The organism is Staphylococcus sp. EG-SA-2, from assembly GCF_017152085.1.
The window spans coordinates 1-9685 of sequence record NZ_JACYHC010001237.1 but is presented as its reverse complement, the minus strand read 5'-3'; the positions used below and the strand labels follow the sequence as shown (position 1 = coordinate 9685).

12 protein-coding genes are annotated in these 9685 nt (G+C 32.9%); 11 read left to right on the top strand and 1 reads right to left on the bottom strand.

Annotation, left to right across the window (positions count from 1 at the left end; translation table 11 throughout):
* From floA to recO, 8 genes are all read left to right on the top strand, one after another.
* Positions 1-717 (top strand): flotillin-like protein FloA (gene floA, locus IDG60_RS20030; RefSeq protein WP_206161110.1); only part of this gene is annotated, 717 nt, incomplete at its 5' end.
* A 16-nt stretch (positions 718-733) separates the two neighbouring features.
* Positions 734-1432: an SPOR domain-containing protein gene (locus IDG60_RS20025; protein WP_000110600.1), complete on the top strand. Its 699-nt coding sequence runs from the start codon at positions 734-736 to the stop codon at positions 1430-1432.
* Positions 1433-1735: 303 nt separating this feature from the next.
* Positions 1736-2683 (top strand): PhoH family protein, encoded by a 948-nt coding sequence (locus tag IDG60_RS20020; protein ID WP_001117767.1) that lies wholly within the window; start codon positions 1736-1738, stop codon positions 2681-2683.
* Positions 2684-3151, top strand: coding sequence for an rRNA maturation RNase YbeY (ybeY, locus tag IDG60_RS20015; RefSeq protein ID WP_000494134.1), 468 nt, complete (start codon positions 2684-2686; stop codon positions 3149-3151).
* 2 nt (positions 3152-3153) lie between these two features.
* Entirely contained in the window at positions 3154-3498 is a 345-nt protein-coding gene (locus tag IDG60_RS20010) for a diacylglycerol kinase family protein (protein ID WP_000819532.1), read from the top strand.
* 10 nt (positions 3499-3508) lie between these two features.
* Entirely contained in the window at positions 3509-3913 is a 405-nt protein-coding gene (gene cdd, locus IDG60_RS20005; protein WP_000121875.1) for a cytidine deaminase, read from the top strand.
* Entirely contained in the window at positions 3914-4813 is a 900-nt protein-coding gene (gene era, locus IDG60_RS20000) for a GTPase Era (protein ID WP_000134765.1), read from the top strand.
* 27 nt (positions 4814-4840) lie between these two features.
* Entirely contained in the window at positions 4841-5587 is a 747-nt protein-coding gene (gene recO, locus IDG60_RS19995) for a DNA repair protein RecO (RefSeq protein ID WP_001557361.1), read from the top strand.
* Positions 5588-5736: 149 nt separating this feature from the next.
* Here the strand turns inward: recO and IDG60_RS19990 are convergent, their stop codons facing one another.
* Positions 5737-7128, bottom strand: a complete 1392-nt coding sequence (locus tag IDG60_RS19990; RefSeq protein WP_001030080.1) for a glycine--tRNA ligase — start codon at positions 7126-7128, stop codon at positions 5737-5739.
* Positions 7129-7462: 334 nt separating this feature from the next.
* Here IDG60_RS19990 and ccpN point away from each other — a divergent pair, with 334 nt between their 5' ends.
* The 3 genes from ccpN to dnaG form a co-directional block, all read left to right on the top strand.
* Positions 7463-8086 (top strand): transcriptional regulator CcpN, encoded by a 624-nt coding sequence (gene ccpN / locus IDG60_RS19985; protein ID WP_001797828.1) that lies wholly within the window; start codon positions 7463-7465, stop codon positions 8084-8086.
* 10 nt (positions 8087-8096) lie between these two features.
* The gene (locus tag IDG60_RS19980; protein WP_000411298.1) at positions 8097-8915 is read left to right on the top strand and encodes a pyruvate, water dikinase regulatory protein; all 819 of its coding nucleotides are present in this window, start codon (positions 8097-8099) and stop codon (positions 8913-8915) included.
* A gap of 60 nt (positions 8916-8975) precedes the next feature.
* Positions 8976-9685: DNA primase (dnaG, locus tag IDG60_RS19975; protein WP_206161109.1), on the top strand; the 710-nt coding region annotated here is incomplete at its 3' end.

Genomic DNA, 9685 nt, shown 5'->3' with positions numbered 1-9685 from the left:
GCTAATATTGCTGCACAACGTGCTGACATTGATCTTCCTTTCGAACGTGCTGCTGCAATTGACCTTGCAGGACGTGACGTATTAGAAGCGGTTCAAATGTCTGTTAATCCTAAAGTCATTGAAACACCATTTATCGCAGGTGTAGCAATGAACGGTATTGAAGTGAAAGCCAAAGCTCGTATCACAGTTAGAGCTAATATTGCTCGACTTGTTGGTGGTGCAGGTGAAGAAACAATCATCGCACGTGTTGGTGAAGGTATCGTTTCAACAATTGGTTCTAGTAAGCATCATACAGAAGTACTTGAAAACCCAGATAATATTTCTAAAACAGTTTTAAGCAAAGGTTTAGATTCAGGTACTGCATTTGAAATTTTATCAATTGATATTGCTGACGTTGATATTAGTAAAAATATTGGTGCAGACTTACAAACTGAACAAGCATTAGCAGACAAAAATATTGCACAAGCAAAAGCTGAAGAACGTAGAGCTATGGCTGTAGCAACTGAGCAAGAAATGAAAGCGCGTGTACAAGAAATGCATGCTAAAGTAGTTGAAGCCGAATCTGAAGTACCATTAGCTATGGCTGAAGCATTACGTTCAGGTAATATCAGTGTTAAAGATTATTATAATTTGAAAAATATCGAAGCTGATACAGGCATGAGAAATGCAATTAATAAACGAACTGATCAAAGTGATGATGAGTCACCTGAACATTAAGTCGAGAGGTGATTAAATGAGTGTCGGTATTCTAATTTTTGTCATATCAGTGATCATTTCTATCATTACTACTATGCGCGAAAATAGTCATAAAGATAGACAAAATCAAAAGCCACCTCAAAAAACATCTACCGATAATGAACCAAAAAAAGGTGGCTTTTTTGAAGAAATTGAGCGAACGTTTAAAGAAATAAGTGAAGAATTAAATGAAGAAGAAAAGAAATCATCGAAACGAAAATATGATGATACGTTACCACCTTTATTCGATGAACTTCCAAAGGAAGAGCCTAAATCGAAACCTGTTGTAGAACCTATGGCACCTAAAAAACAACCAGAAACAAAACCGATGACAGAGAAACCAATTACAGTGCCTAAAGCAGAACCGGTGGAGCAGAAACATAGACCTTCTAGACAAGATAATTCTGACGAAATTAGACGTCAATTAGAAAAATCACTTAGAGATGATATTAAAACGATTCGTACTGACATTGATAGAGAAAAAGAAAAGCAAATTGCTAAAATGGAAAAACGTGCTAGAGATATTATTGAGGATAAATACTTATCTGAACGTACAAAACGTTTGAAATTAAAGCAGTTGCTTAATTCTCAAAATGTCGAAAAAGATTTGACTAAATCAGCGTTCCAATTTGATAAAGATGAAGTAATCAATGGTATGATATGGTCAGAAATTTTAGCTAAACCAAAACAATTATAAAATTTTTTGAAAACAAGCACTATCGTAATGGTAGTTGCTTGTTTTTTTACGTTAAGAAAAATTAAAAAACAAAGAGAATCTTTCGAGAAATATTAGTTATTTAAATTACAGCAAAAAATTGATTAGTCTAAAATTGAAACTGCTTTTATGACAAGGTGAAAAGTATAAATGATTATTTTAAATTAAAGAAAAATGAGTAAGTCAATGCAAAGATGTTTAAATCAATCAATTGCATGATATAATTAAGTAGATATTAAAGCATCATAGAATGAATATAAATGATATATGAAAAGGAGCGCGTGTATGCCTGGAATTATACAAATAGACGATATGAACCAATCTCAAGCTTTAATTGGAAATAATGATGAACATTTAAAAGCAATTGAAGAGAGTTTCGATGTTGTCATCCATGCAAGAGGACAAGAAGTTGCCGTTAAAGGTACAAAAATAGAAAACGTAGAAAAAGCGGAATCAGTATTAATCAATTTGCTGAAGGTTATTGATTTAGGTAATAATATTACAATTAAAGATGTTGAAGCAGCTATTAAAATGGCGCATAATAACACAATTCAACATCTGTTAGATTTATATGATGAAGAGATAACTAAAGATGCATTTGGTAAGACGATTCGTGCGAAAACGATGGGGCAACGTATATATGTTAATGCCATGAAAAATAATGATTTAGTATTTGGTATAGGTCCTGCTGGTACAGGTAAGACATTCTTAGCTGTAGTTTATGCAGCAAAGCAACTCCGTAAAGGTGCTGTTAAACGTATTGTATTAACAAGACCTGCTGTTGAAGCAGGAGAGTCACTTGGATTTTTACCAGGAGATTTGAAAGAAAAGGTAGATCCATATTTAAGACCTTTATATGATGGTCTATATACTGTTCTTGGGCGTGAACAAACAGAGCGATTTATTGAAAGAGGCATTATCGAAATAGCGCCACTTGCATATATGCGCGGACGAACATTAGAAGATGCATTTGTAATTCTTGATGAGGCGCAGAATACGACACATGCGCAAATGAAAATGTTTTTAACAAGACTAGGTTTTGGCTCAAAAATGGTAGTTACTGGTGACCAAACTCAAATCGATTTACCTAAAGGTGTTAAAAGTGGACTTAAGGAAGCGGTCAGTAGGTTACACAACGTTAAAGGTATAAGTATATTGAAATTAGATCAGAGCGATGTAGTAAGACATCCATTGGTAAGTAAGATCATTGAACATTATGAAGGAGAGAATTAAATGTTTACGATAGATTTTAGCGATCACACAGGCTTAGTTAAAGATGCGTGGTATAAACAAATTGAAGATTTATTAGAATTTGCTAAAAAAGAAGAGCATATAGAAGACGATGCTGAGCTTTCTGTTACATTTGTAGATAAACAAGAAATACAAGAAATTAATCGAACATATAGAGATAAAGATAAAGTTACAGATGTAATCTCATTTGCTTTAGAAGAAGATGAGCCAGAGATTGATTTTAGTGGTCTTGATATACCACGTGTTTTAGGGGATATAATTATCTGTACGGATGTAGCGCAAGAACAAGCAAACAATTACGGACATTCTTTTGAACGAGAATTAGGATTTTTAGCATTACATGGATTTTTGCATCTATTAGGTTATGATCATATGACTGAAGCGGATGAAAAGGAAATGTTTGGTCGACAAGATACAATATTAAACGCTTATGGATTAACACGAGACTAATTATGAAAAGGTTTAAATATGCACTTGATGGGCTGAAAATCTTAATTCAAAAAGACTATAAATTTCTTTTACATGTGTTTGCAATGATTGTTGCTATTGTCTTTGGTCTCGTACTAAATATTAATCGTATTGAGTGGATATTTATACTCATTGCTATTGCATTAGTTCTCACTGTTGAAGCTTTAAACACTGCTATTGAATATGTTGTCGATTTAGTGACCGTTGAATATCATGATTTAGCTAAATACGCAAAAGATATAGCGGCTTTTAGTGTACTTATAGTTTCAATATTAGCATTTATTATAGGTTTAATAGTATTTTTACCACATTTTATAGCGTTATTTTAGGGAGGCATATATGAGTTATCAACCTCATTATTTTCAAGAAGTTAGAAAAGCACAACAAGAATCATATTCGCCATACAGTCAATTTAAAGTAGGGGCTTATTTAAAAACGAAAGACGGTAGAACTTTTTATGGTACCAATGTAGAAAATGCTTCTTATCCATTATCGATATGTGCTGAACGAGCTAGTTTGGTATCGGCAATTTCTCAAGGATACAGACCAGGTGATTTTGAATCAATAACTGTAACCGTAGATGCAGATAAACCGTCATCACCTTGTGGTGCATGTCGTCAAGTTTTAAAGGAATTATGTGATGATGATATGCCTGTGTATATGACAAATCATAAAGGAGATATGGTTATGATGACAGTCGCAGAGTTACTACCATTTGGATTTTCAGGAAAGGATTTAGAATAAATGACAGAACATAAATCAGGATTTGTTTCAATTATAGGTAGACCAAATGTAGGGAAGTCAACATTTGTTAATAGAGTGATTGGCCATAAAATAGCAATCATGTCCGATAAAGCTCAAACAACTAGAAATAAAATTCAAGGTGTTATGACAAGAGATGACGCGCAAATTATATTCATTGATACGCCAGGTATTCATAAACCTAAACACAAATTAGGTGACTATATGATGAAAGTCGCTAAAAATACATTATCTGAGATAGATGCAATCATGTTTATGGTTAATGCCAATGAGGAAATTGGACGAGGTGATGAATATATTATAGAAATGTTGAAAAATGTTAAGACACCAGTATTTTTAGTATTAAATAAAATAGATTTAGTGCATCCAGATGAATTAATGCCAAAGATTGAAGAATATCAAAGTTATATGGACTTTACAGAGATTGTACCTATTTCAGCATTAGAAGGGCTAAATGTAGATCATTTTATTGATGTTTTAAAGACGTATTTACCCGAAGGACCTAAATATTATCCAGATGATCAAATTTCAGACCATCCTGAACAATTTGTAGTGGGTGAAATCATTCGTGAAAAAATCCTTCATCTTACAAGTGAAGAAATCCCTCATGCGATTGGTGTTAATGTGGACCGTATGGTTAAAGAAAGCGAAGATCGTGTTCATATCGAAGCAACTATATATGTTGAAAGAGATTCGCAAAAAGGAATTGTCATTGGAAAAGGCGGTAAAAAGTTAAAAGAAGTAGGAAAACGTGCGAGACGTGATATAGAAATGCTTCTAGGCTCTAAAGTATACTTAGAATTATGGGTCAAAGTTCAAAGAGACTGGCGAAACAAAGTTAACTTTATTCGCCAAATTGGTTATGTTGAAGACCAAGATTAATCTTAAAAGTGGTGAAGATAATTGTTAATGCGCCAAAAAGGGATTATCATCAAAGCAGTTGATTATGGTGAATCTGATAAAATTATCACGATTTTAAATGAGCATGGTGCAAAAGTACCACTTATGGCAAGGCGTGCTAAAAAAGTTAAGACGGGTTTACAAGCGCAAACGCAATTGTTTGTTTATGGTTTGTTTATTTACAATCAGTGGCGAGGTATGGGAACGTTAAATTCTGTAGATGTTATTAGTCAACATTATAAATTACAAATGGACCTTTACGTAAGCAGTTATGCCTCTCTGGCAGCTGAAACTATTGAGCGCTCAATGGATGAAGGTGACATTGCACCATATAACTATCAATTATTACAATTTGTTCTTGAAAAAATAGAATCAGGTACATCTGCACAGTTAATGTCAGTCGTAGTTATGTTAAAGTGCATGAAACGATTTGGTTTTACTGCATCATTTAATCGCTGTGCTGTGAGTGGTAATGACACACAAGCAGATTTAATAGGTTATAGTTTTAAGTTTGACGGTGCGATTTCAAGGCAAGAGGCTTCTAAAGATGTACATGCAGTTATATTATCGAATAAAACACTATATTTATTAGATGTATTACAAAAATTACCGATAGATAAAATGAATTCATTGAATATCCATCAAGAAATTATTGATGAAATGTCAGATATCATTTTAATGTTATATCGTGAATATGCAGGTATGTTTTTTAAAAGTCAGAAACTAATCAACCAATTAAAAAGATTGGAACAATAACATAAAATAATAAAAGGTATTCAAGTAGCCACATAGATGTGTTTATTTGAATACCTTTTTGAATAGAAAAGAGATACTGGCAATTTTACTAACCAGTATCTCTTTTTATAAATTATATAGCCACCACATATGGTGGAAAGTCTTTTTAATTAGAATTTTGTTTTTTCAGTTAAGAAAGCTTCTAACTCTGAGATTGGCATACGAACTTGTTCCATTGAATCTCTGTCACGTACTGTAACTTGATTATCTTCTAATGAATCAAAGTCGAATGTTACACAATAAGGTGTACCGATTTCATCTTGACGACGGTATCTTTTACCGATAGATTGTGATTCATCGAAATCGATTGAGAATTTAGAACTTAATTGCTCAAAAATCTTAATCGCTTCGCCAGATAATTTCTTACTTAAAGGTAAAATCGCTGCTTTATATGGTGCTAATGCAGGATGGAAGTGTAAAACTGTACGTGCATCTTTACTACCTTCAACGCCTTCTTCATCATATGCATCACATAAGAAAGCTAATGTTACACGATCTGCACCAAGTGATGGCTCGATACAATATGGAATATATTTTTCGTTCGTTTCTGGATCATGGTATCTGAAATCTTCACCAGAGTGTTCAGCATGTTTACGTAAGTCGAAGTCTGTACGACTTGCGATACCCCATAACTCACCCCAACCAAATGGGAATTTATATTCAATATCAGTTGTTGCATTTGAGTAATGAGATAATTCATCTTCATCATGATCACGTAAACGCATATTTTCACTGCTCATATTTAAGCTTGTTAACCAGTCACTTGCAAAAGTTTTCCAATAATTTTGCCATTCGATTTCTTCTCCAGGTTTACAGAAGAATTCAAGTTCCATTTGTTCAAATTCTCTTGTTCTGAAAATGAAGTTACCTGGAGTGATTTCATTACGGAATGATTTACCAATTTGACCGATACCAAATGGTAATTTTTTACGCATTGAACGTTGCACGTTTTTATAGTTTACAAAAATACCTTGTGCTGTTTCAGGACGTAAGAAAATTTCATTTGTAGAATCTTCAGTTACACCTTGGAATGTTTTAAACATTAAATTGAATTGGCGAATTTCAGTCCAGTTAGCAGTTTTACTTACAGGACAAACAATACCTTCATCGTCAATAATTTTTTTCATTTGTTCAAAACTTAAACCATCGGCAATGAAGTTTTCATCACCTTTAACATCTTGCATATAATCTTCAATTAATTTATCAGCGCGATATCGAATTTTACTATCTTTATTATCAATCATTGGGTCGTTGAAGTTGTTTAAGTGTCCTGAAGCTTCCCATACTTTTGGATTCATTAAGATTGCAGCATCGATACCAACGTTAAACGGTGATTGTGTAATGAATTTTTGCCACCAAGCTTTTTTAACATTATTCTTTAATTCAACACCTAAAGGACCATAATCCCATGTGTTTGATAAACCACCGTAAATATCACTACCAGGGAACACAAAACCTCTGTGTTTTGCTAATGAAACAATTGTATCCATATCTTTTGCCATAATTACCTCTCCTCATACATGAAAACGCCCCATGGAAAATAACAGCATAGTAAATATGCTTTACTTCCATGGGACGAGTTAATATTTTAAATTGTATATAATACAAAATAAGTTACGTATTTAACCCGCGGTTCCACCCAAATTAGTGTAGTCACTCGCTTTTATTTTAAAATGATTCGTTGCGCCAATCTTATTGTTAAGCTTACACTATCCTTAACTCGCTGTACGTTCATTCTAATTGATAGATTATTTAAAGGCAAGTAAAATTAATGTGTTTGTGACATGAAAGAAATATCGGTATAATAATAAGTGAATAAAAAAGGGGTGAAGACCTATAGAACTCAGTCAAAGACAAGAACGAATCATCGAAATTGTTAAAACTAAAGGACCCATTACTGGTGAACAAATAGCAGATAAGTTGAATTTAACAAGAGCAACGCTTAGACCAGATTTAGCGATATTAACAATGTCAGGTTTTTTAGAAGCGCGTCCCCGAGTTGGATATTATTATTCAGGTAAATCAAAAGGCAAATTTTTTAATGAAAAACTTCGACAATTTGAGGTTAAGGACTATATGTCTCAACCTGTTGTGCTAAGAGAGAATACAACAGTTTATGACGCTATTTGTACAATTTTTTTAGAAGATGTAAGTACATTATTTATTATTAATGAAGATAACGATTTTGTTGGTGTGTGTTCAAGAAAAGATTTATTAAGAGCTTCAATGATTGGAGCAGATATTCATACAGTACCTATCAGTGTAAATATGACACGTATGCCTAATGTCACTTATTTAGAGGAAAGCGAATTAGTCATATACGCAGCAGATAGAATGATTGAAAAAGAAATTGATTCGATTCCAATTGTAAGAAAAAAAGATAATCAAAAGTATGAAGTAATTGGAAGAATTTCCAAAACAACAATAGCTAAGTTATTAGTAGCATTATATAAAGAATAGGTGAGAAGTAATGGAAAAAATTAAAATTATCGTAGCCTCAGATTCTATAGGTGAAACGGCAGAGTTAGTTGCTAGGGCAGGTATTTCACAATTTAATCCTAAGCAATGTAAAAATGAATTATTAAGATATCCATATATTGAATCTTTTGAAGATGTTGATGAAGTGATTCAAGTTGCAAAAGATACAAATGCTATCATTGTTTATACACTTATTAAACCTGAAATGAAGCAATATATGAGTGAGAAAGTAGCAGAATTCCAATTGAAGTCCGTTGATATCATGGGGCCATTAATGGATTTATTATCAGCATCGGTTGAAGAAAAACCTTATAATGAGCCAGGTATCGTTCATAGATTAGATGATGCATATTTCAAGAAAATTGATGCGATAGAGTTTGCGGTTAAATATGATGATGGTAAAGATCCTAAAGGATTACCTAAAGCTGATATTGTTTTACTTGGTATTTCGAGAACTTCAAAGACACCATTATCTCAGTATTTAGCGCATAAGAGTTACAAAGTTATGAATGTACCGATTGTACCAGAAGTGACACCGCCAGATGGCTTATATGATATTGATCCTAAGAAATGTATCGCACTTAAAATAAGTGAAGAAAAATTAAATCGCATTAGAAAAGAGCGATTAAAACAATTGGGACTAGGTGACACAGCTCGTTATGCAACAGAAGCTCGAATCCAAGAAGAATTGAATTACTTTGAAGAAATCGTAAGTGAAATTGGATGTCCTGTCATTGATGTTTCTCAAAAAGCAATCGAAGAAACAGCAAACGATATAATCCATTATATTGAACAAAATAAATCGAAATGATTTCATTTTTGTCAAAAATTAGGTATAATAGTATAACTAATGCTTAATAGGTGATTTAATTTGCGAATAGATCAATCGATCATTAATGAAATAAAAGATAAAACCCACATTTTAGACTTGGTAAGTGAATATGTAAAACTAGAAAAGAGAGGACGCAATTATATAGGTTTGTGTCCTTTTCATGATGAAAAGACACCTTCATTTACAGTTTCTGAAGATAAACAAATCTGTCATTGTTTTGGTTGTAAAAAAGGTGGCAATGTTTTTCAATTTACTCAAGAAATTAAAGACATATCATTTGTTGAAGCGGTTAAAGAATTAGGTGATAGAGTTAATGTTGCTGTAGATATTGAGGCAACACAATCTAACTCAAATGTTCAAATTGCTTCTGATGATTTACAAATGATTGAAATGCATGAGTTAATACAAGAATTTTATTATTACGCTTTAACAAAGACAGTCGAAGGCGAACAAGCATTAACATACTTACAAGAACGTGGTTTTACAGATGCGCTTATTAAAGAGCGAGGCATTGGCTTTGCACCCGATAGCTCACATTTTTGTCATGATTTTCTTCAAAAAAAGGGTTACGATATTGAATTAGCATATGAAGCCGGATTATTATCACGTAACGAAGAAAATTTCAGTTATTACGATAGATTTCGAAATCGTATTATGTTTCCTTTGAAAAATGCGCAAGGAAGAATTGTTGGATATTCAGGTCGAACATATACCGGTCAAGAACCAAAATACCTAAATAGTCCTGAAAC